Raw genomic sequence first — 23,808 nt, 5'->3', positions numbered from 1 at the left:
GCAATAAGAAACATATGTTATAAAAGACGAAACATGAAAACCTTGTCAAAATCTATGCAAAAAGGGATAATAAGAGTGTCAAAAGAAAACGTATTCAAACCAACTGAATACTCAATTCAAAAAATTATAAGGAGGCTTCATAAAATGAAGAAATATCTTAAACTTGTTTGTGGTTCGGTGTTGACGGCAGCAGCAGTTTTGTCCTTGGCAGCCTGTGGCAGCAAGGAAGCTGAGCCAGCAAGCGATTCAGCAGCCAGCTCAGCAGCTCCTGCAGCAGAGCAGGTTTTCCACATTACCCAGCGCTTGGGTAAGGGGGCAAACGACTCCATCGAACCAGTAGCGGGTCAAGCTCATGGTCGCTTCATCACTCACATCCTTTACCGCCCATTGGTTAAATATGACCCAACCAGCGGCGAGTTCAAACCAGACCTGGCTGAGGCCTGGAAGGTGTCTGACGACGAGTTGACCTACGAGCTGGACATGAAAGATGGCCTCAAGTGGTCTGATGGTGATGATTTGACCGCAGAAGATGTGGTCTTCACCATTGAGACCTTGCTGAAAGCCTCTATCGTTGACGGGATTTTCCCAGAAAACTTCCTCAAGATTGAGGGGGCTAAGGACTTCCAAGAAGGCAAGGCAGACAGCATTTCTGGTATTACCGTTAAGGATGACATCATCACCATCAAGTTGACGGAGAAATCTGGTCTCTTTACCAACATCTTGGGTCAAACCTTGGTTCTGCCAGAACACAAGTTGGAAAACGCTGACCCACTTGAAATCCACAACAACGAATTCTGGAAGAACCCAGTGTCAAGCGGTATGTTCAAGGTTAAGGAAATCAACGCAGGCAACTACATCGAGTTTGACCAAAACGAACACTACGAAGGCACCAAGCCAAAAATCACCAAGGTGGTTAGCACCTTCCTCAATGACCCAGTCATTGCCATGCAAGAAGGCCAGAGCTATATCCATACCGCAACCAAGCTGGAGGAAATCGAGCAGCTCGGTCAGATGTCTGGTGTGACCCAGTTCGATGTTGACGTGATGTACTACCGTTATTTCGTTCTTAACTTGACTGGTCACCTGGGCGAAGGCAACTCAGCCCTGGCTGACAAGAAGGTGCGTGAGGCCCTCCTTTACGCCATCGACCGTGAGACCCTGGCTAAGAGCATCTTTAAGGACACAGTAAAAGTTAACAACACAGGTGTGCCAACTGATGAGGCTGAGTATGACAAGTCTGCCAATACCTACAAGTATGACCCAGCCAAGGCTAAGAAATTGCTGGAAGAAGCTGGCTTTGACTTCTCTAAGACCTTCAAGGTTACCCACTACCATACTGACCCTGTAACCACCAACCTGATTGCGGCCATTGCCCAGCAGTTGAAAGAAGTGGGCATCAACGTTGAAACCTTTGCCATCACGTCAGACGCAAGTGCTATGCTCTACCAAACCCGTGATTACGACATGGCCCTGGCTGGTTTTGCCTCATTTGCCTACGAAAACTGGTACGGCCACTATGCGTCAACTAGCCCAACCTTTGGTACCATTTTGAACAAGGACACCAGCTTTGACGCCTTGATTGACAAGTTGGCAGCAACTTCTGACGAGAAGGAACGTGCGGCACTCTTGAAAGACTTGCAAGCTCTTGAGCAAGAAAAACTCTTCAAACTCCCAATGTTTACATCAGAAGCCTATACTTACATCAATACCGACAAGGTTGACGTGCCAAAAGACCTGAAATTTGGCAACCCTTGGTACTACAATGACCTTCGCTTTGAAGAATGGTCAATCAAGTAAGGGATAAGACTGCCTAAACACAGTTAAGCCCCCTCAACATTTGTTAGGTCAGTAGGCAAGGGTTCCACCGCCTGCTGGCCTAAATTTTTTCAACAGATAAGGATGGATGACGTCACATGACAAAATTTATCATCAAAAAATTACTTCAAATGATTCCCATGCTCCTGATGATCAGTTTTCTGATTTTCTTCACCCTGGAGCTGACTCCTGCGGACCCCATCAAGTACCTGGTGTCGCCTGATATGGCAGCCACCAATTCAGCCAACCTGGAGGCCTTGCGAGAACGGATGGGCTTGAACGATCCCTTCTTGGTTCGCTATCTCCGCTGGTTGGGAGACCTCTTGTCTGGAGACTTGGGTTACTCGATTGTCAACGGCAACAAGATTTCAACCCTCCTAAAAACAGCTTTGCCAGCAACCTTTGAATTGGCTTTGGTGTCTATGATTATTTCAACAGTTGTCGGCATCAGCTTGGGGGTGATTACAGCGGTTAAGCAAAATGGCTTCATTGATAACGTTACCCGCTTCTTTGCGGTTTTGGGAACTTCGTTGCCAGCCTTCTTCTTCGGGATTATCTTGCTCTACATTTTTGCCCTTCAGCTTAAATGGTTCCCAATCGGGGGCAAGTTCTCAACTGCTAACCCTGGTTTTATCGGCCACCTCAAGCACCTCTTCTTGCCAGCCTTGACCATGTCGGTTGGCCTGACCCCAGCTGTTCTGCGTTACACACGTAATGCCATGCTGGACGTCTTCAACTCAGACTATGTCAAGACGGCTCGGGCAAAAGGAATTCCTGAGTGGAAGGTTTATGTCAAACACATCTTGCGAAATGCCCTGACCCCAGTTTTGGTGCTCTTGATTTTCCGTTTGCCAGCCCTGATTTCTGGTTCGGTGGCCTTGGAGAGCGTCTTTTCTTGGCCAGGTATCGGCAACATCGTGGTTAACAGCGTGACCTCAGGAGACTACCCTGTTATCATGGTTACCACCCTCATGGTATCCTTTGTCATGCTGGTGTCAAGTATGCTGGTAGATATCGTGTCGGCCTACTTGGACCCACGGATTCGCTTGGAAGATTAGGAAGAAAGGAGTAGAGCCATGTCAAACACTCAAGTTGAACAACTCTGGAAGCGGAATTTAAAACGGTTCATGGGCAACAAGTTGGCCGTTCTTGGGACGTTGGTCTTTCTGACCATTACCATCATGTCCATTTTCGCTCCGCTATTTACCTCATACGACCCTAATGCCATCGACTACACGGCCTTTATGCAGAAACCGTCCATGGCCCACCTTTTTGGGACGGACGAGCTGGGGCGGGACATCTTTGCTCGGGTCCTTTACGGCGGGCGGGTCTCTATCGCAGTCGGCATCATCTCTTCCCTGATTTCAGGGGCTATCGGGGTGGTTCTGGGGGCCTTGGCGGGCTACTTTGGTGGCAAGTTTGACGCCATTGTCCTGCGGATTTCGGAAGTTCTGATGACCTTCCCCAACATGATTTTGATTCTGGTGTTGTCCAGTATTTTGGGGCCAAGTGTGGCCAACATCATCCTGGTCCTGTCGGTTCGTGGTTGGATGACGACCTTTCGCATGGTCCGAAACCGCTTCATGTCAGTCAAAGAAGAAGTCTATGTGGAGGCCTCACGCTCCTTTGGTCTCAGCGACCTGAGGATTATCTTCAGTGATATTTTGCCCAATACCCTGTCGCCAGTTGTGGTGTCCTTCTCCATGAACGTGGCCCACTTTATCCTGACAGAGGCTGGCTTGAGTTTCTTGGGTCTGGGTGTGCCGTCTGGAACACCGACCTGGGGCAACATCATCAACGCTGCTAAGTCAATCAATGTCATTCAAAACTCATGGTGGGTTTGGATGATTCCTGGCCTGATCATCTCCTTCTTTACCCTGTCCACCAACTTCATTGGTGACGGTCTTCGAGATGCCATGGATGCCAAACAACAATAGGAGGACTTATGGTCAAACAAGAGACAATTATTGACCTCAATCAGGTCAGAACGGTGATTCGTAACACCAAAAAGAAAACTGAGGTTAGCATCCTCAAGGACATCACCTACCAGATTCAAAAGGGACGTGTTCTTGGGATTGTGGGTGAGTCAGGCTGTGGCAAATCCATGCTGGCCAACACAATCATCAACCTCCTGCCTAAAAACGGCCACATCAAGGAAGGGCAAATTAAGCTCTACACCGATGACACGGTGACCGAGCTGCAAAAACTGCCCCAGTACGGCCCAGAGTTTCGCAAGCTCCGTGCTGACAAGCTGGCCATGATTTTCCAGGACCCGCTGACAGCCCTGAACCCGGTCTATTCGGTGGGGAGCCAGATTACCGAAGCCTTGACCGAACACTACAAGGTGACCAAGGCTGAGGCTAGGGCCAAGGCGGTTGACCTCATGAACCGCTTGGGGATTCCATCTGCGGACAAGCGATTTGATGATTTCCCCCACCAGTTTTCAGGTGGTCAACGCCAGCGGATTGTCATCGCCATCGCCATGATTTGTGACCCTGAGGTTTTGATTGCGGACGAGCCGACAACGGCCTTGGACGTGACCATTCAGGCCCAGATTTTGGACCTGATTTCAGATCTCAAGCGGGAACGTGACACGTCTGTTATCCTCATTACCCATGACCTGGGTGTTGTGGCCCAGATGGCTGATGATGTCATCGTCATGTATGCTGGTGAAATTGTCGAATACGCTCCTGTTAAGGAAATCTTTGACAACCCTAAACACCCCTACACCCGTTCTTTGATGAAGTCCATTCCTGACGGCGACCTCAACAAACGCCTCTATGTCATTCAGGGCATGGTGCCACCGATTGCGAGTTTGCCTGAGAAGGGCTGTCGCTTTGCCAATCGGATTCCGTGGATTGACCCGTCAGAACATGAGGCAGATCCACAACTTCATCAGATTAGCGACCAGCACTTTGTCCGTTGTACCTGCTACCAGAATTTTGAGTTTGAAAACTTTGACGACCGACTGGATTTGCCAGAAAAGGTCTTTGGTGAAACTGTTTTGTCTGTCCAGCACGTTAACAAGGTTTACAAGCCTAAAAAACGGCTCTTTAAGGCTGATGGTGTTGGGGTTAAGGCCCTTGATGACGTCAGCTTTGAACTGAAAAAGGGCATGACCATCGGTATCGTTGGGGAGTCAGGCTGCGGTAAATCCACCTTGGCCAAGTCCCTCATGAAACTCCATGACATCACCAGCGGGTCCATCAGCGTGGAGCACCACGGTGAGTTCCGCAACATCTTTGACCTCAAGGGCCAAGACGACCTCCACTTCCGTAAGAAGATTCAGATGGTCTTTCAGGATCCCTATTCATCCTTCAACCCCTCTAAAATCATCTATGACTCCATTGATGAGGCCCTGATGGTTCACCAGATGGGCAACAAGGAGGAGCGGCTAGAGGTCATGCGTCACGCCTTGTCTCTGGTGAATTTGCCAGAAGACTACCTCTACCGTTACCCGCATGAATTTTCAGGAGGCCAGCGTCAACGCTTGGCCATTGCCAGGGCCCTCTGCCTATCGCCAGAGATTTTGATTTTGGATGAACCGGTGTCTGCTCTGGACCTGTCGGTTCAGGCCCAGGTGCTTAACTACCTGATTGAAATCCAGCGTCAAAAAGACTTGAGCTACCTCTTTATTTCCCACGACTTGGGTGTGGTCAAATACCTCTGTGACTTTATCTATGTGATTCATAAGGGGCGGTTTGTCGAGATTGGTAGCCGTGAGGACATTTTCAATAATCCCCAACACATCTACACCAAGCGACTTTTGGCAGCCATTCCTGAAATCAATGTGGACGACCGTGAGGCCCTCAAGGCCCGTCGGGAAGCCGCAGAAGTGGAGTACCAGGAACGCCTGAGTGAGTTTTATGAAGCTGATGGCCGTGTCAAGGATTTGGTGCAAATCAGTGACACCCATTGGGTAGCGAGGTAGCCTATGACAGCACAAGCATTCAGGGACCGTCCCTACTTTGTTTATGAATTTGAGACCAGCTATGTGGAGTTGTCCAAGTCCCAGTTTTGGGAGGGCTACTGCATCCTCTTTTCCAAAGAGGACTACCACCACTTGACCGACATGCCAGCCTGCATTCGTGAGAAGTACCTGATGGAGATGTCCATCCTTGGCGAGGCCATGATGGAGGTTCTGGGAGCTGCTCGGATTAACTACAACATTCTTGGCAACACCCACCCTCTGGTTCACGCCCACCTCTTCCCCCGCTATGATTGGGAAGATGAGGATTTGAAAAAGACCGTGGTCTGGAAGTACGACCCGTCCTTCTTTTACGATGAGGCCTACCGTTTCAACGAGGACAAGCACGCTGACCTCAAGGCCACTCTGGCCCAGGCCATTGACCGTCGCTACCAGGCCTACCTGACTGGAGGTGTGGCCAATGCCTAAACTAACCCTCTACTTTCTCCGCCATGGCCAGACCCAGTTTAATGTCTACCGCCGCCTTCAAGGTTGGTCCAACTCCCAGTTGACCGACCAGGGCATCGCGGTGGCTGAGGCTGCTGGCCGAGCCTTTGCTGACATTCCTTTTGAGGCCGTCTATTCCAGCGATTTGACCCGGGCCCTTGAGACTGGGCGGATTTTCCTGGCCCAGCGTCCTGGTTTGGCCCAGCCAATAGCCGAGCGGAAAAGCCTGCGTGAGGTGGGGTTCGGCTACTACGAAGGCCTAGAAGGTCCCTACGTCTGGGGACTGGCTGAGCGGCGAGCCCGTGAGGTCTATGGCTACACCGATAAGGACCAGATAACAGAGGGCGTCAAGCTGGACATGCTCAAGGAATTAGACCCGTCCAAACTGGCGGAGAGCTATGAGGACTTTACCAGCCGCCTCCTGGCAGGAGTAGAAGAAGTTGTCAGCCATCATGAGGAGGGCAACCTTCTCATCGTCTCTCACAGCTCAGCCATCAAGGCCCTCTTCAACCTTCTGGATCCCGATTACCAGACCAATCTTGACCCAGAAAATGGCTCCCTGTCCGCCATGACCTATGAGGACGGCCGCTATCGGGTTCAGGTCTATAACAGTTTTAGTCGGGAGGATTTCCAATCATGATTTATACCCATTTGGATAGGCTTGGACCTGTCCACCAGTACCCCAAAGTCATCTACGACCTCTTGCTTGACCTCCAAGATCAAGACCTGACCCAGCTGGAACTGGGTAGCCACGATTATGGCAACCAAGGCATCAAACTCAATGTCTTTGAGGTCCAGTCTCAGGACAATCCTGCCCCTAACCGCATGAGCGAGTGCCACCGCGACCATGTGGATGTTCAGGTGTCTCTAGCTGGTCATGAGGTTTACGGCTTTGCACCCTACCAAGAGGACAACCAGCTCTTGGAGGATCGCCTGGAGACAGAAGATGCCCTGCTCTTTACAGGTTTGGCAGGAGAGGTCACACTCCCTGCTCAAGCCAGAGCTGTCTTCATCTTCTTCCCAAATGATGTGCACAGGGCTTCTTATCACAACCCTAGCCAGCCAACTGGTCGCCGCTTAGTGGCCAAGGTGCCTGTAACCCTCCTGTAGGGCGAGCTATTCCCTTGCCTTGTGACCTAAAAACGTGTACAAGTTGCTCACAAGCAAGAGACTAGCTAGAACCCTACGGGCTTATGGACAAGACTGTCAAAGGCCTTGTTCATCTTGGGGCAGTCGCCAGTTAGCTGCCCCTTGCCTGTTTCAAGCCACCATGTGGCTGGACAGGAAGCCGTCAACTCGTTCAAAACCAATCAGCATCATCTGGCTCAAACCCTTCGACCATCAAAACCTGGCGTCGTTAGCTCGCGTTGTCGTACCATCAGTACTATCTGCAGTTCGCTGCCTAGTCAGTTTTTGATTGTCATAGCGTATCAACAGTCGTTTTCATTTAAGGGGTGTTTGAGTTAGCTGATTGCGGTCTGGTGAGGACGAGGTGGCTCTCATGAGCTAGGTTGTCGCTGGCCTGGCTCATTTAGGGAAATCAAGTTTAGTTCTCCTAAGCTTGGCTTGGTTTTCCCTTAGCCTGCCTTCAAATCACCACCTTCTACTCAGGGGCAGGTTGGTCAGTTCTTTCCCAGATCCTTCTGCGAGTTCTTGTGGTCTGGGGAGGCTGGCTGTTTACACTTAACGAAAAGATTTGGAGGTCTTATGCAGTATTCAACAGACAACAGAGAGTTTCACATCAAAGTGGCACCTGGTGAGATTGGGGATTACGTGATTTTACCCGGTGACCCTAAACGTTGCTCTGCCATTGCCCAGTACCTGGATAATGCCGAGCTCATCGCCGATAGTCGGGAGTATGTGACCTATACGGGCACCCTTGATGGGGTCAGGGTCAGCGTGACCTCGACGGGTATCGGCGGGCCGTCGGCCGCCATCGCCATTGAGGAGTTGGTTAATTGTGGGGCCAAGACCCTGATTCGGATTGGGACCTGTGGGGGTATGGACCTAGATGTTAAGGGCGGTGATTTGGTCATCGCTTCGGGGTCTATCCGCATGGAGGGGACCAGCCGTGAGTACGCACCGATTGAGTTTCCAGCGGTCAGCGATGTGACCGTGACCAATGCCCTGATTGAGGTCGCCAAGGCTTCTGGACAGGATTACCATGTGGGCGTGGTCCAGGCCAAGGATTCCTTCTATGGCCAACATAGCCCCCAGACCAAGCCCGTTCAGTCGGAGCTGGAAAGCAAGTGGCAGGCCTGGCTCCGCATGGGTTGCAAGGCTTCGGAAATGGAATCCGCTGCCCTCTTTATCGTGGCCGCCTATCGTAGGGTTCGGGCTGGAGCTATTTTCCTAGCCTTGGGCAACCAGGAGCGGGAAAAGGCTGGTTTGGCCAACCCCATCGTCCACGACACTGATTTAGCCATTAAGACGGCCGTTGAGGCGGTGCGTCGCCTGATTGCTCAAGATAAGGGCAACTAGGTTACTGGTGGCGGATTTGACCGTCCGCCATCAGCTTGGCAGAAACTTGAAAACCACCCTTTTCTGCCTTACTTTTTTTCATTTTCATGTTGGCGTCATCCAGCATGGGGAGGCCAGCCTCCCGAACCTTCCTTAAAAAACTGTTAAGGACTTTCAACGGTCCTTGGCAGCTTGGCCGTCACGCCGTGGCCTGGGCAACTTGCCCAGGTTAGTGACAAGACTCGATGAAAGGAGCCCCTATGTTACGACAACAATTTGACCGTTCCCTGACCCAGTTGCACCAGGACCTCTTGCTTATGGGGCGGGCAGTGCTTCAGCAAATGGACCACCTGAACCAGTCTTTGCCCCAGCAGGAGGTGGCCAGCTACCGCCAGCTTATTGACCAGGACCAGGCCATCAATGCCCAGGAAGTGGCCTTGGAGGAGCAAGCCTTGGAGCTGATTGCCCTCCAGCAGCCAGTCTCCCAGGACTTGAGGCGGGTCATCGCCGCCCTCAAGGCCAGCTCGGACATGGAGCGGATGGGCGACCACCTGAGGGCTATTGCGACTAGCTTGATTGCCCTCTCGTCTAGTCCCTATTTTGGGGAAATAGCAGAGCAGGTCAAGGCCATTTTGGAGCTGATTCAGCCCTTTTTGGTCAGGGTTCTGGCGGCCTATGAGGCCATTGACCCAGATCAGGCGGTTCAGCTGTCTTTGATAGATCAGGAGATTGACCAGGCCTGTCAGGCCGCCAAGGATCAGGTCATGGGTTATCTTAAACTCAGCCCCCAGGCTGGCAAGGATTACTTGGCCATCCTCATTCACTTGGAGCGTCTGGGAGATTACGCCCGCAACCTCTGCGAATGGGTGGTTTACCTGAAACTAGGAAAATTAGTCACACTTTAGGAGGAAAAGCATGTCAGGTTACGATTATAGCCCATTGATTACCGAGGCCATTGCGGCCATGAAAAAGGCCTATGTGCCTTATTCCCACTTCCATGTTGGAGCGGCTCTGGAAACTGTTGACGGCACCATTTATCAAGGCTGCAACATTGAAAATGCTGCCTACACCCCGACCAACTGTGCCGAGCGGACTGCCTTTTTCAGGGCTGTCTTTGACGGGAAACGGGACTTCAAGCGGATTTGTGTGGTCGGTGGCCTCCACGGCCAGTTGACCGATTACACCGCTCCTTGTGGCGTTTGCCGTCAGGTCATGATGGAATTTGGCCGTTATAGCGATTTTGAAATCATCATCGCCAAATCGACCACTGAGTATCGGGTTTACCGCCTCAATGAGCTCTTGCCAGAAGGCTTTGGCCCTGATAATTTGAAGGAATGAGGTGAGGACCATTAGCGACCTACTTTTTCAACCCTTTGATGTGGTCAGACAGCTCTCCCTCTTTGAGATTTTTGTCCGTATTCTGCTGTCGGTTTTTCTGGGCGGCATTATCGGTCTGGAACGAGGGATAAAAAACAAGGCTGCTGGTTTGCGAACCTACCTTCTGGTGACCTTGGGAGCCAGCATCGTCATGATGACCAACCAGTACATCTACCAGATTTTTGATTCGGGTGACCCTGTTCGCATGGGGGCCCAGGTTATCAGCGGCATCGGTTTTTTGGGGGCTGGGACCATCATTGTGACCACCAAAAACCAGATTCGGGGTCTGACCTCGGCAGCCAGCCTCTGGGCCTGTGCGGCCAATGGCCTGGCTATCGGTATTGGGGCCTATGAAATTTCAGTCATGGCCACCCTTAGTCTTTATCTAGTCATTGAATTTGTTCACCGTTTGGATTTTATTGTCGAAAAAAATCGGAAAAAGCACCTGCTTTATGTTGAAATCGATAAGAGCCTTGAATTGGAACAGTTTCTAGCCTACGCCCAAAAACGGGACATTGACATCGCCAGCATCGAGTACGCCAAGAGCGGGTCTGGTTTTTCCCACACCCTGCCTTTGATTTTGGGGATTGGCAACCACGATTACCATTCTTACGATAAGATTTGTGAGATGATTCAGGCCTATCAAGGCGTTTATTACATTGAGAAATTATAGTGAAGGAGCAAACATGACCCTAGAGCATGCCATCCAACCCATTTACAGTGGCGTGATTAAATGCCATTTGATTTCTGGGCTATCAGCCATCAGATTTTCTGACTTAGCTGCCAAGGACATTGTTAGAAACTGTCTTGACCTTGTAGGTGCTTATTTTGATTTAGGTCCACGGCGACAGGACTTGGTTATCAATGTGGAGGTTCTTTCTACTCAGAGGCTTGTCCACCTCTATCTGCATGACCGTCCTATAAGGGGCTGTGAGGTTATCTTAGTCAGGAGAAATCACTTAGAGACCTTGGCTGAGGATTTGCTCAAGCAACTTAGCCCGCCCCAAGAGGCATGAGCCTTAAATGGCTTGTTTGATTAGCCGCTAGAGCTTCTAGCTGGCTTTTTCATTTGTTTTATACAGAAAAATTTTTTTCTTTATGATAAAATAATAAGGACTAAATGTAGGAGGAGAAGCGTGTGGATAATCGTCAAAAACGTTTTGGATTTCGGAAATACCGTGGCATTGGTTTGGCATCGGTAGCCATCGCGACCTTGGTGTTTGGCTTACCAGGACAGAGGGTAGGTGCTGAAGAAGTTACTCGTCAGTTGGTGTCAGCAGAAGATGCGACCTCTGCTCTGCCATTGCCACCAGAAATGGACAAGTTCGAGGAGCAAGTGCCCCCTAAAGGGGAGGATGGCTTGCCATCTGAGCTGGAGGAAACGGTAGAAAGGAGCGATGAACAGCCTGTTAAGCAGGAGCTGTCTCTACCTGTTTCGGTGGAGGAAACTGTCGTGGAGGTTCCGACTATAGAGGAGCCTATCATCGCGGTTCGGGCCACTGATGGGGGCTCAGCTAGTGGCGAGACGGGAGCAGGTGAGGAGAGCAGCGAACGCCTGACAGAGGTGACGGCTGAACTCAAGGGTAAGCACGGTGACGGCATCACCTTTGATCGGCTGACCACCGAGGAACAGGGGCGTTATCAGGCGGCCCTCTACAATGAATACGCCAATCACTTGGTGAAAAATATTTTTCCGAATCTGACACTAGCCAAGGTTTATAGTGATGTTCCGACCGCAGAAGCGACCCCACTTTTTACCCAGTATGCGCGTGAAGAACGTGTCAAGCGTGGGAATCCAACAGGGACAGATCCTAAAAACTTGGAGGCCCTGGAGGCCGCTCGTCAGCGGGTTATCGAGACCTACAACCAGACCTTGTTCAGAGAACCAACGGTTGATGCCTATGCCAAGCAGGCTCCAGATCAGGCCAAACTCTTGATTGACACGGTCTTGACTGATCAACCGCTCAACCAAGTTAGCCAGTCGAGTCGTCAACTGTTTGCAGGCCTGTATTTGTTGCACAGCCAGTATCAGTTTGAGGAGGATTTGGCGAGCAAGATTGTTAGTCAGGACCCAGAAGTGACTGATGAAGCGGTGCGTCCAAGGGGCAATGCTTTCCAAAACCTGGTGTCGGTTGGTGCTTATATTGCCAACCAGAACTTGATTCGCAACAAGAACGATTTGGGAAATTTACTGGGTCGGAACAAGGAGCTGTTTACCAGCCAGATTCGTCCCTTGATTGGGCTGGCTGCTCAGAAGGACTTGGTGGAACGCTTGGCTAGGGCCAAGGGCCAATCCAGTAGCGATTATTTCCTGAGGCAAACAGAGGCCACGGTCCAGCTGTCAGATTTGGTTGACCCAGAGGCCATTGTGCCGTGGTTGGCTGATGAAACCAGGCTTCTCGTCCCCCTCTTGTCCCAAGGTAAGGGGGCCCTGGTTGGGGTGACCAGAGACTCGGTAGTGGTCGGTCTCAATGCCGCCTACCGCCAGCCAGGCGAATTGCCCAACCTGGAAAGCAGTCATGAGGCTGGTCAACCCCAGACACCAGTGGCAGGTGTGGTGTCGATTCTCAATGAACTAGAGAATTTTAATAGCTTTTTGCGGGATGCCAGCCGATACGGGCAAGACACAAACCCTGACAAAGCCAAGCCGATGGTGGTCAATGACAGCTTGATTGTTGGTCAGCTGGCCAACGGTCAGGATAGCCGAGTTTGGCAGACCAAGGCCAATAACGACACGGTCCGCAACCTTCTAGCACCTCTAGGCATGGATAGTCCGAGCCATCGGATTAGCAGTTTTATTGAGGGGGAGCAGCGGACAGAGACCTCCTTTGCCGCCCTTAACATTAAATTGCTCAGCCAGGATCGCCGAGGTATTGGCCTTTATTCCCATGAAATGACCCATGCCAACGACGAACGCCTGCTTTTTGATGGCAGCTACCAGGGGACCCGCTTGACGCCAGCGGTGCGAGCCAACCGCCGCCAGGGGCAGGGGCCAGAAGTTTACGCTCGTGGGCTCTTTGAGGCACGGGACAACACCCAGACGCCGACCTCGATTGTGCGACCGGTCTTTAACCTCAACACGTCTTATACCATTGCAAATGGCCGAGCAGACCAGTCTGTGGACCAAATCCAACCGAGTGAAGCCCTAAACAGCGTGGACAAGCTGGCCAACTACCAACACAAACTGATCAAGCTGCTCATGTGGATGGAGGCCAAAGAAGCTGAGGTTGCCCTTCAGCTTCCAGCCAGCGACCGCCAGCTTTACTTTAACCAGGTGGAACAGGTGGCTCGGACCAAGGCCGACGATGATAAGACCTCAACCAATGACCGGTTTGTACGAGCTAAAGCCGTCCCGAACAGCCTAGCAGACCTGGTTGAGGGCAGTTATGTGACCGCTGGTTTTGCCATTGATGGTAGTAACCGTCTCGGCCTAGTTCCAACCAATGGTTACAACTTCCTGCCTCTTCTGGACAGTTTTTACGGGGCCAACTACTCGCAGACGGGCAACACGGTTGGGGACTTGTCCTTCAAGCGAAATGCCCATGAAATCCTGGGCTGGTACGGTTATGAGGCCATGGTTGATTACATCAGTGGTCGGTCGGCTTCTGACCGAGACTTCCTAAATCTGCTGAGTCAACGTCAGGCTGCCAAAGCCAGTACACTTGAGGGCAAGGTTGAGGCCAGCCCTCAGGCCACCAAGATTAGGCAATACGAGGAGCTGCTCAAACTGGACCTAAACGCTGTTCCAGAATCAATTAAGGCCATCTACACGCCTGAGACCTTGACCAGGGCCATTCAGGCGGATTTGGCGGTGCTTAAATCTGGTGCCAACGAGCAAGTGATTTACAACAACCTCACCAATGTCCGCAAGCTCAAGCAGACCTTACTGAGTGAGTTGATTGAGACCACGGATGTGATGACCAGCGACCCGAGCAAGCAGGTACTGGGGGAGAAAACCTATGATGTCATCTATGTGTCCAACAGTGGTCGGGGTGATGGGGAAGAGCCTGACCGCCCGATGGGCGACTTGAAAGCTGCTCTGGCTAAGGTGCGTGAGGGTGGTCGGATTGTCCTGGTCGGGGATATGACGGAACGAACAGCTGTAAGCATCGACAAGGCTGTGACCATCGAAGCCCAAACGCCAGATACTGCTCTGCTATTGAACCAAGACCTCACCATCACCAAGCCGGCGACCATCAAGGGGCTGACCCTCCAGCTCAATAAGGAAAGTCAGGCGACGGGCCTGATTCGGGCGACGGCTGATGTGACCCTAGACGGGGTATCTACCAAGATTTCCGATCGTCAGGAGAGTCAGCGGCCAGCCCTGGTGCTGGAAGGCGACAGACCTGTTCAAGTGCGGGTGCTGAATAACCGTGATACCAAGCTGGATAGCATTCGTGTAGCCAGTCCTGCGACCATCGAGTTGGATGCTGGTGTGACCGTTAGAGGGGATCTTGCAGCCACGACGGCTCAGCCCGTTTCGGTGACTAGCCGCAGCAATTTTGTCAGCCAGTTTTCTGGCGAGGGCCTGAGCGTGACCCTTGAGGGTGCTAATCTTGGCCAGGCTGTTTTGACCCGCATCAAGGACTTGACCCTGACCAAGGGGACGCGGGTTGGCTTGGCTGATGAGGCGCCTAGCCAGGTGATCGGCCTCCTAAACCTAGCTGAAGGTTCCCAGCTTAATGCCAGCAACCAATCCTTAAGTGTGACCACTCTTGACGGGACAGGGACCTTGACGTTCAACGAAGAAGCAACCTTTAGGGCGGAAAATAGCCGAGCTGCTACTGAGATTGAGGTTGTTCACAGAACCCGTGCCTACACAGATGGTAAGACCTATGTGACCATTCCTCATCGTCAGGTCGAGCCAAGCGTAATCTTGATTCAGCGTGGTCAAGCCTTACAAGCTGATCAGGCAGGCCGATTTACCTATACGGCCCCATATGAGGTGTATCATTTCTTTGAGTCAGTCCATGAAGACCGCTTCTTGCCAGAAGCCGTTGAGGCTCTTTTGGAACATTATAAGGATAATGATGGTGAAACCGCAGACCAACGTTTGACCCAGCCGCCAGGTCAACCAGCGCTCCCAAGTCCAAATCGCCTTGCAGATGGTGAAGGCTACTGGGAGTTTGACCGCTGGGAGACAACTATTCTTGGCGATAGTCAGAAAATCTATGAGTACACAGGTTTTTGGCGGTATGTCCCAAAACCAGCTGCTACTTACACGGCGAATTATCAGTTTGTAACGGCCGATGGCACAAGTCCGACCTTGCCAGTTTCTTTGACCGCTCGTTTGTCAGGTAAGAACCAGACCGGCTTGGAAGATGGTAGCCAGGTCGGCGTGACAGGCATTGACACGACCGCCTACACCGATACTGCTAACAAGGGAACCTGGACCTTCCAAGGTTGGGACAAGCCTACGGCAACTGTTTCAGGTTCTAATGTGACCTTTGTCGGACGTTGGTCCTTTACTGCCACTCCGACCTACACGGCGACTTATCAGTTTGTGGCGGCCGATGGCCCAAGTCCGACCTTGCCAGTTGCTTTGACCGCTCGTCTGTCAGGTAAGAACCAGACAGGTTTGGAAGATGGTAGTCAGGTCGGCGTGACAGGCATTGACACGACCGCCTACACCGATACTGCCAACAAGGGGACTTGGACCTTCCAAGGTTGGGACAAGCCTAAGGCAACTGTTTCAGGTTCTAATGTGACCTTTGTCGGACGTTGGTCCTTTACTGCCACTCCGACCTACACGGCGACTTATCAGTTTGTGACGGCCGATGGCCCAAGTCCGACCTTGCCAGTTGCTTTGACCGCTCGTCTGTCAGGTAAGAACCAGACAGGTTTGGAAGATGGTAGTCAGGTCGGCGTGACAGGCATTGACACGACCGCCTACACCGATACTGCCAACAAGGGGACTTGGACCTTCCAAGGTTGGGACAAGCCTAAGGCAACTGTTTCAGGTTCTAATGTGACCTTTGTCGGACGTTGGTCCTTTACTGCCACTCCGACCTACACGGCGACTTATCAGTTTGTGACGGCCGATGGCCCAAGTCCGACCTTGCCAGTTGCTTTGACCGCTCGTCTGTCAGGTAAGAACCAGACAGACTTGGCAGATGGTAGCCAGGTTGGCGTGAGAGGCATTGACACGACCGACTACACGGATACTGTTAACAAGGGGACTTGGACCTTCCAAGGTTGGGACAAGCCTACGGCAACTGTTTCAGGTTCTAATGTGACCTTTGTCGGTACTTGGGTATTTACTGCTACTCCGACCTACACGGCGACTTATCAGTTTGTAACATCAGAAGGTACAAGTCAGACCTTGCCAGTTGCTTTGACCGCTCGTCTGTCAGGTAAGAACCAGACCGGCTTGGAAGATGGTAGTCAGGTCGGCGTGACAGGCATTGACACGACCGCTTACATCGATACTGCCAACAAGGGAACTTGGACCTTCCAAGGTTGGGATAAGGACACCGCAACGGTTTCAGGTTCTAGTGTGACCTTTGTCGGTACTTGGGTATTTACTGCCACTCCGACCTACACGGCGACTTATCAGTTTGTAACATCTGAAGGTACAAGTCAGACTTTACCATCTGCTTTGACCGCTCGTTTGTCTGGTAAGAACCAGACCGGCTTGGCAGATGGTAGTCAGGTCGGCGTGACAGGCATTGACACGACCGCCTACACCGATACTGCCAACAAGGGAACCTGGACCTTCCAAGGCTGGGACAAGCCTACGGCAACTGTTTCAGGTTCAAATGTGACCTTTGTCGGTCGCTGGTCCTTTACTGCTAATCCAACCTACACGGCGACTTATCAGTTTGTAACATCAGAAGGTACAAGTCAGACTTTACCATCTGCTTTGACCGCTCGTCTGTCAGGTAAGAACCAGACCGGCTTGGAAGATGGTAGCCAGGTCGGCGTGACAGGCATTGATACGACCGCCTACACCGATACTGCCAACAAGGGAACCTGGACCTTCCAAGGATGGGATAAGGACACCGCAACTGTTTCAGGTTCTAATGTGACCTTTGTCGGTACTTGGGTATTTACTGCCACTCCGACCTACACGGCGACCTATCAGTTTGTGACGGCCGATGACACAAGTCAGACTTTACCATCTGCTTTGACCGCTCGTCTGTCTGGTAAGAACCAGACCGGCTTGGCAGATGGTAGTCAGGTCGGCGTGACAGGCATTGACACGACCGCCTACACGGATACTGTTAACAAGGGAACTTGGACTTTCCAAGGTTGGGACAAGCCTACGGTAACTGTTTCGGGTTCTAATGTGACCTTTGTCGGACGTTGGTCCTTTACTGCCACTCCGACTTACACGGCGACCTATCAGTTTGCGACGGCCGATGGCACAAGTCCGACCTTGCCAGTTGCTTTGACCGCTCGTCTGTCAGGTAAGAATCAGACAGACCTGGAAGATGGTAGCCTGGTTGGCGTGACAGGCATTGACACGACCGCCTACACCGATACTGTTAACAAGGGAACCTGGACCTTCCAAGGATGGGACAAGCCTACGGCAACTGTTTCAGGTTCTAATGTGACCTTTGTCGGTACTTGGGTATTTACTGCCACTCCGACCTACACGGCGACCTATCAGTTTGTGACGGCCGATGGCACAAGTCCGACCTTGCCAGTTGCTTTGACCGCTCGTCTGTCAGGTAAGAACCAGACCGGCTTGGAAGATGGTAGTCAGGTCGGCGTGACAGGCATTGACACGACTGCCTACACGGATACTGTTAACAAGGGGACTTGGACCTTCCAAGGTTGGGACAAGCCTACGGCAACTGTTTCAGGTTCTAATGTGACCTTTGTCGGTACTTGGGTATTTATACCAGCTGTGGAACAGCCTATTTTGATTAGCTCACATGGCCTTAGCCAGACGATTGAGCCTTTGCCAGTCTTTGATGTTGCTTCGGATGCGGATGGTGATGGTTTTAGCAATGGAGACGAGTTAACCGCAGGTAGTGATCCTCTTTCCTCCCTCTCTCGCCCTCTTAGCTCACATGGTTCTAGCCAGACGATTGAGCCTTTGCCAGTCTTTGATGTTGCTTCGGATGCGGATGGTGATGGTTTTAGCAATGGAGACGAGCTAACCGCAGGTAGCGACCCTCTTTCTTCTGATTCTCGTCTACTTAGCTCACATGGTTCTAGCCAGACGATTGAGCCTTTGCCAGTCTTTGATGTTGCTTCGGATGCGGATGGTGATGGTTTTAGCAATGGAGACGAGTTAACCTCAGGTAGTGACCCTCTTTCTTCTGATTCTCGTCCACTTAGCTCACATGGCCTTAGCCAGGCAAGTCTGGTATCGCCTGCCACTCAGGGAGGTCAGCTAGTAATTGGGCCTCTGCAAGCCACTCAAGTTTCTGCTCCTCAGATGACCTCTGAGCCAGTAAGCTCCTTGCCGGTCGCCCCTCAATCCCGTCTGCCTCAGACAGGTGAGCGAGGTAGTCTCTTGTCCCTTGGGGTATTGGGACTAATAGCAGGGCTGTCAGGCTTAGTTGGTCGAAAAAAATCGACGGATTAACTTGTTCTCGAGGAAAATCAGTTGGTTAGATAGTAAGAGGCTGGTACAAAAGTCCAAACCCCAATATTAAAAGCGAACAAAGAAGGATTTCTGAAAATCAGAACCTCTCTTTGTTCGCTTTTTTGTTTTTTTAGTTTCATCAGGAGATAATTGTATAAGATTTCGAAAACTCAACATCTTTTTGTCCCAGCCTCTTTGCTTAAAAGCGTAATTTTTTCATCAATTCTTCCAGCTGGCCTTGTTCTTGTTGGGTCAGTTGGCTGAGGAGTTTGTCGGACTGTTCCTGTTCGTAGGCATGGAGGTCAGGGTAGACGGCCTTACCTTGGTCGGTCGGGTAAACCCGCTTGATTTTTTGGTTGTCGGGGTCGTCTTGGAGTTCCAGGTAGCCCAACTTGACCAATTTTTTGACCGCCCGAAAGCTGGTGGTCCGGTCAATGGACAGGTGGTCGGCCAGCTCGCCTAAAAACATGCCCTCCCGTTCGCAGGCACGGATGATGTAGATGAAGAGGTTGTTGTCTAAGCCCAGCTCTTTGAAGCGGTGGTTGGAGGTGGTCTGAACGCTGCGGCTGACCGAGCCAATGGTACGGATAATGGTAAACATGGCTTTAGTTTACCATCTTTTAATTGCTTTTGCAATTAAATGTCGCATTATTATTGCGTTTGCAACAAAAAGGTGCTATAATAGGTCATCTAGTTAAGGAGACCTGACATGTTACACTTTGAAAATGACTACAATGAGGGAATTCACCCAGCCCTCTTAGAAGCTCTGCTATTGACCAATACCGAAAACCTCTCAGGCTATGGAACCGATCCTTATAGCCAGCTGGCGGCTGATAAGATTCGTCAGGCCTGTGCCTGCCCTGAAGCGGCGGTCTTTTTCCTGACGGGGGGGACCCAGACCAATCAGGTGGCGATTGCGACCCTGCTGCGTCGCAATGAGGGGGTGGTGTCGCCAGAGACGGGCCATATCGCCACCCACGAGGCTGGGGCTATCGAGTACACGGGCCACAAGGTCCTGCCCCTGCCTCAGGTGGACGGCAAGCTCCAGGCGGCGGACCTCTCAGCCTACCTGGAGGCCTTTGAAGCCAACCCTGCCAAGGCCCACACCGTCGCACCTGGCATGGTTTACATCTCCCACCCGACCGAGTACGGCACCCTTTACAGTCGAGCGGAACTAGAGGCTCTGACCGCCGTTTGCCGGGCCCACCAGATCCCCCTCTTCCTTGACGGGGCCCGCTTGGCCTATGGCTTGGCGGCGGAAACGGATGTGGATTTGCAGGCAATAGCAGAGCTTTGTGACGTCTTTTACATCGGAGGCACCAAGATTGGGGCCATCTCAGGTGAGGCCCTGGTCTTCACCAAAAACAATCAGCCCCGTAACTTCACCAGCCTAGTCAAACAACACGGGGCCCTGCTGGCCAAGGGGCGGCTCTACGGGGTTCAGTTTGACCGTTTCTTTACCGATAACCTCTACTGGGAGATTGGCCGAAAGGCCATCGACTTGGCCAAGCAGGTCAAGGCTATCCTCTTGGAAAAAGGCTACCAGCTCTACATGGACTCCCCAACCAACCAACAATTTGTCATCCTGACAAATGAAAAACTGGCTGACCTAGCCAAGCAGGTGGTTTACACCATCTGGGAACCCTATGACGACCAGCACACGGTTATCCGCCTTTGCACCAGTTGGTCCACCACCCAGGAAGATGTGGATGCCTTGAAAGCCATTCTCTAAAGGCAAGCAGCCCCCAAACCAGACGGTTTGGGGGCTTTTTGATTGGGTGTTAGTCTTGACCAGACTTCCAAGCCAGGTAGAGACAAGAGAGGCCAAGGATGCCTATTAGATAGGACCAAAATGGGGTCTGAAACAATAATTTAATAGGAAAAATAAAGAACATTTCCCAAAGCTTACCTTGCCAAGTCAGGCCATCAAGCTTAGGCCAAACATCCCAACGATAGGAAGCTGGCGAATTTTGGTAGGTGAGTTGAAGGCTTAAGAACTGGACTCCGAAAACACTGGCAAGTGATAAACAATAGCGCTGATACCGTTTCTTAAAGGCTTTCTGAGAGGCCTCATCAGAGAAAATCACGTCCTCACGCGCCTGGTCCGTCATCTGGAAGTAGCTGGTGTAGTTCTTTTTGCTGCCAGGAATGACTGCCCAGCCCGCATCTTGAAAGAGAGTCAAATAGTCCATGTAGTCGGCACGGCTAGCATGTTGCTGGAAGTCTAACCGCACGGTCGGGACAGCCCCCGTTTGAGGCACAAACTCATACTGGGCCAGGTAGGGATTGACCCCAACCAGGCGGTACCCCTGGGCCTGAACAGCGTTAATCCATTCTTCCTCGGCGGTCAGGCTTGAAAACAGCTTAAATTTTTTCATGGTCGTCTCCTTATAGGTTTTTGGTTTGGGCTAAAGCCAATAGCTGACGCAGGCGAGCGGTTTCCTCCTTGAGCACCTCTTGTCCTAGAGAACTGAGGGCGTAAACCTTACGCCTGGCATCGGTTGAGGGGGCGTTGACAATCCAGCCCAGCTTGAGCAGGTTGTCGATGGCCCCGTACATGGTTCCTGCAGCAATCCTGACCTGGCCCTGGCTCATGGCCTCAACGGTCTGCATGATGGCGTAGCCGTGGGCAGGCTCCAAGAGTGCCAAGAGGATGTAGTAGGTGGTCTCGGTCAGGGGAAAATAAGAGGGTCGATTCATTTGGAGCTCCTTTCTATATTGTTTGAATGTATCGGTCAACTGTATAGTTTGATTATATATCGCCAGACTGTATATGTCAAGGAAAAAGGTGCTGGCAGGTCAATTTTTAGCAGCTCTGCCATTTTCCAAAAGAAAAACCCCTCGACGGCTGTCGAGAGGAGAGGGCTTAACCTCGGAAGCGTTGGAGGAACTCCTTGGTCCGTTCTTCCTGCGGGTTTTCAAAAATCTGTTGTGGGGTGCCTTCTTCGGCAATCAGGCCCTTGTCCATGAAGATGACCCGGTCAGAAACCTCCTTTGCGAAGGCCATTTCGTGGGTCACGATGATCATGGTCAGGCCTGAATGGGCCAAATCCTGCATGGTTTTGAGCACCTCGCCCACCATTTCAGGGTCCAGGGCTGAGGTTGGCTCGTCAAAGAGGATAACCTCAGGGTCAACCGACAGGGCACGGGCGATGGCTACCCGTTGCTTTTGACCGCCTGACAGCTGTTTTGGCTTGGCTGACCAGTATTGCTGGCCCAAACCAACCTTTTCCAGGTTGGCCTTGGCAATGGCTTCCGCTTCTGAGCGGTCCCGTTTGAGCACCGTTGTCTGGGCCACGATGGTGTTTTCCAAAACGTTGAGGTTGTCAAAGAGGTTGAAGGACTGGAAGACCATGCCGACCTTTTCACGGTAGGTGGTCAATTCAAAGCCCTTGGCCATGATGTTGAGGCCGTGGAAGAGGATGGTGCCTTCTGTTGGTTGCTCCAAGAGGTTGATGGACCGCAGGAAGGTTGATTTACCTGAACCAGATGAGCCGATGATGGAGATGACCTCACCAGCCTTGACCGTCAAGGAGATGTCCTTGAGGACCTGGTTTTGGCCGTAGGATTTTTTCAGGTGTTTGATTTCTAGGATTGTATTAGTCATGGGTGCCTCCGATGGAAGTGGTGATGGTTCCGCCCGTGTAGTCGTCAGCGTCCATGAATTTTTCCAACAGACGCAGGATATAGGTGACGCTCAGGGTCAGGATAAAGTAAATAGCAGCAATCAGGGTAAAGGTCTGGAAGTATTGGTAGGTCTGGGTAGCCACGGTGTTTCCGGTAAAGTAAAGTTCAACCACGGAAATCACGTTGAGGACCGAGGTGTCCTTGATGTTAAGGACAAATTCGTTACCGATAGACGGTAGAACGTAGCGGAAGACCTGGGGCAGGACCACCTTGATCATGGTCTGACGGTGGGTGAAGCCAAGAGCAGTTGCCGCCTCGAACTGGCCCTTGTCAACAGCATGAATGGCTCCGCGGATGGTTTCGCTCATGTAGGCCCCTGTATTGATGGCTACAATCAGGATGGCCGCCAGGGTTCTGTCCAAACTAATGCCGAAAGCCTGGGCTGTTCCGTAGTAGATAACCATGGATTGAACAATCATAGGGGTACCACGGAAGATTTGAACGTAGGTGTTGATCAACCAGCCCACCGCTTTTTGCAGGCCAACCAGAAGGGAACCCTGGGCGGCAGGGGCGGTCCGAAAGACCCCGATACCAAAGCCAATCCCTGACCCAATCAGGGTGCTGGTGATGGCGATAAAGAGGGTCATGGCAGTTCCGCTCAAGAGGGCCTGCCAGTTGTCGGTCAGGATGGACCAGACCTGAGCCAGGAAGGCTGGTTTCTGGTCTGCTTCCTCGGTTACAGGTTGCAGGGGAACCACCTGGTCCATGAGGGCTTGTTGGTCAGGAATGCTGGCCAGCACCTGGTTAACGGTGGCTTTCAAGCCTTCCTGACCCTTGCGAATCCCGATGGCCAGGTCCACGTCATCAGAGCTAACCTCAAAGCCGTCTGTCGGCACAATCATCTTGAACTGTTTAGAGGCCACTTCAGCGGCCACCCCGTCAGGACGGTCGGTCACATAGGCGTCGATGATGCCCGACAGGAGGGCCTGACGGATTTGCGAGAAGTCGCCCATGGCCGTTTCCTGCTTGGCACCTTGGATTTGGTCAATGATGCCGTAGAGGTAGGTTCCCTGCTGGGAGGTGATTTTGGCCCCAGCAAAGTCGCTGAGGGTTTTGGCTTTGGCAAAATCGCTGTCGCTACGAACGACTAGGACTGGCTCCGACCGGTAGTAGGTATCGGAGAAGTCGATTTCCAGCCGTCGCTCCTCAGTTGGGCTCATGCCGGCGATAATCAGGTCCACCTTGCCAGAAGTCAAGGCTGGAATCAGACCAGTAAAGTCGGTCTTGACCACCACTGGGGTCTTGCCCAGCTGCTCGGCGATTTTCTTAGCGACCTGAACGTCGTAGCCGTTGGCGTATTGATTGGTGCCCTCGATGGGGATGGCCCCGTTGCTATCGTCGCTCTGGGTCCAGCTAAAGGGGGCAAAGGCAGCGTCCGTGCCGATTCGCAGGTACTGGTCCTCTTGGGCCGAGACGCGGCCAACGCCTAAAACGATTAGGGTTAATAGGGTAAAAAGACTGAAAAGTAGTTTTTTCATAGAGTGCCTCCTGTAAATTTTTTTTGCCGAATGGAACC

At 51.8% G+C, this 23,808-nt stretch carries 19 protein-coding genes and 2 pseudogenes; 16 read left to right on the top strand and 5 right to left on the bottom strand.

Annotated features, from left to right (window positions below; translation table 11 throughout):
- The first annotated feature begins 144 nt into the window (after positions 1–144).
- From AC3ARB_RS09270 to AC3ARB_RS09200, 15 genes and pseudogenes are all read left to right on the top strand, one after another.
- Positions 145–1,797, top strand: a complete 1,653-nt coding sequence (locus AC3ARB_RS09270) for an ABC transporter substrate-binding protein (RefSeq protein ID WP_488320279.1) — start codon at positions 145–147, stop codon at positions 1,795–1,797.
- A 116-nt stretch (positions 1,798–1,913) separates the two neighbouring features.
- Positions 1,914–2,873, top strand: coding sequence for an ABC transporter permease (locus AC3ARB_RS09265; protein ID WP_488320278.1), 960 nt, complete (start codon positions 1,914–1,916; stop codon positions 2,871–2,873).
- 18 nt (positions 2,874–2,891) lie between these two features.
- A complete protein-coding gene (locus AC3ARB_RS09260; protein ID WP_488320277.1) occupies positions 2,892–3,752 on the top strand; it encodes an ABC transporter permease in 861 nt (286 codons plus the stop codon).
- 8 nt (positions 3,753–3,760) lie between these two features.
- Positions 3,761–5,746: a dipeptide ABC transporter ATP-binding protein gene (locus AC3ARB_RS09255; RefSeq protein WP_488320276.1), complete on the top strand. Its 1,986-nt coding sequence runs from the start codon at positions 3,761–3,763 to the stop codon at positions 5,744–5,746.
- 3 nt (positions 5,747–5,749) lie between these two features.
- Positions 5,750–6,211, top strand: a complete 462-nt coding sequence (locus AC3ARB_RS09250) for an HIT family protein (protein WP_488320275.1) — start codon at positions 5,750–5,752, stop codon at positions 6,209–6,211.
- Entirely contained in the window at positions 6,204–6,869 is a 666-nt protein-coding gene (locus AC3ARB_RS09245) for a histidine phosphatase family protein (RefSeq protein ID WP_488320274.1), read from the top strand. Before AC3ARB_RS09250 ends, AC3ARB_RS09245 begins: the two co-directional genes overlap by 8 nt.
- Entirely contained in the window at positions 6,866–7,339 is a 474-nt protein-coding gene (locus AC3ARB_RS09240) for a YhcH/YjgK/YiaL family protein (protein WP_488320273.1), read from the top strand. Before AC3ARB_RS09245 ends, AC3ARB_RS09240 begins: the two co-directional genes overlap by 4 nt.
- 597 nt (positions 7,340–7,936) lie before the next feature.
- A complete protein-coding gene (udp, locus tag AC3ARB_RS09235) occupies positions 7,937–8,710 on the top strand; it encodes a uridine phosphorylase (RefSeq protein ID WP_488320272.1) in 774 nt (257 codons plus the stop codon).
- A 239-nt stretch (positions 8,711–8,949) separates the two neighbouring features.
- Positions 8,950–9,594: a phosphate signaling complex protein PhoU gene (gene phoU, locus AC3ARB_RS09230; protein WP_488320271.1), complete on the top strand. Its 645-nt coding sequence runs from the start codon at positions 8,950–8,952 to the stop codon at positions 9,592–9,594.
- A gap of 10 nt (positions 9,595–9,604) precedes the next feature.
- Positions 9,605–10,027, top strand: coding sequence for a cytidine deaminase (locus AC3ARB_RS09225; RefSeq protein ID WP_488320270.1), 423 nt, complete (start codon positions 9,605–9,607; stop codon positions 10,025–10,027).
- A gap of 1 nt (position 10,028) precedes the next feature.
- The gene (locus AC3ARB_RS09220; protein WP_488320269.1) at positions 10,029–10,739 is read left to right on the top strand and encodes an MgtC/SapB family protein; all 711 of its coding nucleotides are present in this window, start codon (positions 10,029–10,031) and stop codon (positions 10,737–10,739) included.
- A gap of 13 nt (positions 10,740–10,752) precedes the next feature.
- Complete coding sequence (locus AC3ARB_RS09215; RefSeq protein ID WP_488320268.1) at positions 10,753–11,082, top strand: hypothetical protein; 330 nt, start codon at positions 10,753–10,755, stop codon at positions 11,080–11,082.
- Positions 11,083–11,204: 122 nt separating this feature from the next.
- Positions 11,205–17,636, top strand: a pseudogene (locus AC3ARB_RS09210) (SHIRT domain-containing protein); the annotation flags it as partial.
- Positions 17,619–17,918: pseudogene (locus AC3ARB_RS09205) on the top strand (SHIRT domain-containing protein); the annotation flags it as partial. The pseudogenes AC3ARB_RS09210 and AC3ARB_RS09205, both read left to right, overlap by 18 nt.
- Positions 17,919–18,605: a thrombospondin type 3 repeat-containing protein gene (locus AC3ARB_RS09200; protein WP_488321556.1), complete on the top strand. Its 687-nt coding sequence runs from the start codon at positions 17,919–17,921 to the stop codon at positions 18,603–18,605.
- A gap of 199 nt (positions 18,606–18,804) precedes the next feature.
- Here the strand turns inward: AC3ARB_RS09200 and AC3ARB_RS09195 are convergent, their stop codons facing one another.
- The gene (locus tag AC3ARB_RS09195; RefSeq protein ID WP_488320267.1) at positions 18,805–19,206 is read right to left on the bottom strand and encodes a MarR family winged helix-turn-helix transcriptional regulator; all 402 of its coding nucleotides are present in this window, start codon (positions 19,204–19,206) and stop codon (positions 18,805–18,807) included.
- A 108-nt stretch (positions 19,207–19,314) separates the two neighbouring features.
- On the opposite strand from AC3ARB_RS09195, the gene AC3ARB_RS09190 reads away from it, so the two are divergent.
- The gene (locus tag AC3ARB_RS09190) at positions 19,315–20,337 is read left to right on the top strand and encodes a threonine aldolase family protein (RefSeq protein ID WP_488320266.1); all 1,023 of its coding nucleotides are present in this window, start codon (positions 19,315–19,317) and stop codon (positions 20,335–20,337) included.
- A gap of 49 nt (positions 20,338–20,386) precedes the next feature.
- Here AC3ARB_RS09190 and AC3ARB_RS09185 read toward each other — a convergent pair whose 3' ends face one another.
- The 4 genes from AC3ARB_RS09185 to AC3ARB_RS09170 all read right to left on the bottom strand — a co-directional run bounded on the left by AC3ARB_RS09185 (position 20,387) and on the right by AC3ARB_RS09170 (position 23,770).
- The gene (locus AC3ARB_RS09185) at positions 20,387–20,983 is read right to left on the bottom strand and encodes a DUF2812 domain-containing protein (protein ID WP_488320265.1); all 597 of its coding nucleotides are present in this window, start codon (positions 20,981–20,983) and stop codon (positions 20,387–20,389) included.
- A 10-nt stretch (positions 20,984–20,993) separates the two neighbouring features.
- Positions 20,994–21,305, bottom strand: coding sequence for a PadR family transcriptional regulator (locus tag AC3ARB_RS09180; RefSeq protein ID WP_488320264.1), 312 nt, complete (start codon positions 21,303–21,305; stop codon positions 20,994–20,996).
- Positions 21,306–21,471: 166 nt separating this feature from the next.
- Positions 21,472–22,212, bottom strand: coding sequence for an amino acid ABC transporter ATP-binding protein (locus AC3ARB_RS09175; protein WP_488320263.1), 741 nt, complete (start codon positions 22,210–22,212; stop codon positions 21,472–21,474).
- Complete coding sequence (locus AC3ARB_RS09170; RefSeq protein ID WP_488320262.1) at positions 22,205–23,770, bottom strand: ABC transporter substrate-binding protein/permease; 1,566 nt, start codon at positions 23,768–23,770, stop codon at positions 22,205–22,207. The genes AC3ARB_RS09175 and AC3ARB_RS09170 overlap by 8 nt, the downstream gene beginning before the upstream one ends.
- Between the last annotated feature and the right edge of the window lie 38 nt (positions 23,771–23,808).

The organism is Streptococcus sp. ZY171113 (assembly GCF_057748235.1).
The sequence above is the reverse complement of the archived record's forward strand: the minus strand, read 5'-3'. Positions and strand labels throughout refer to the sequence as shown.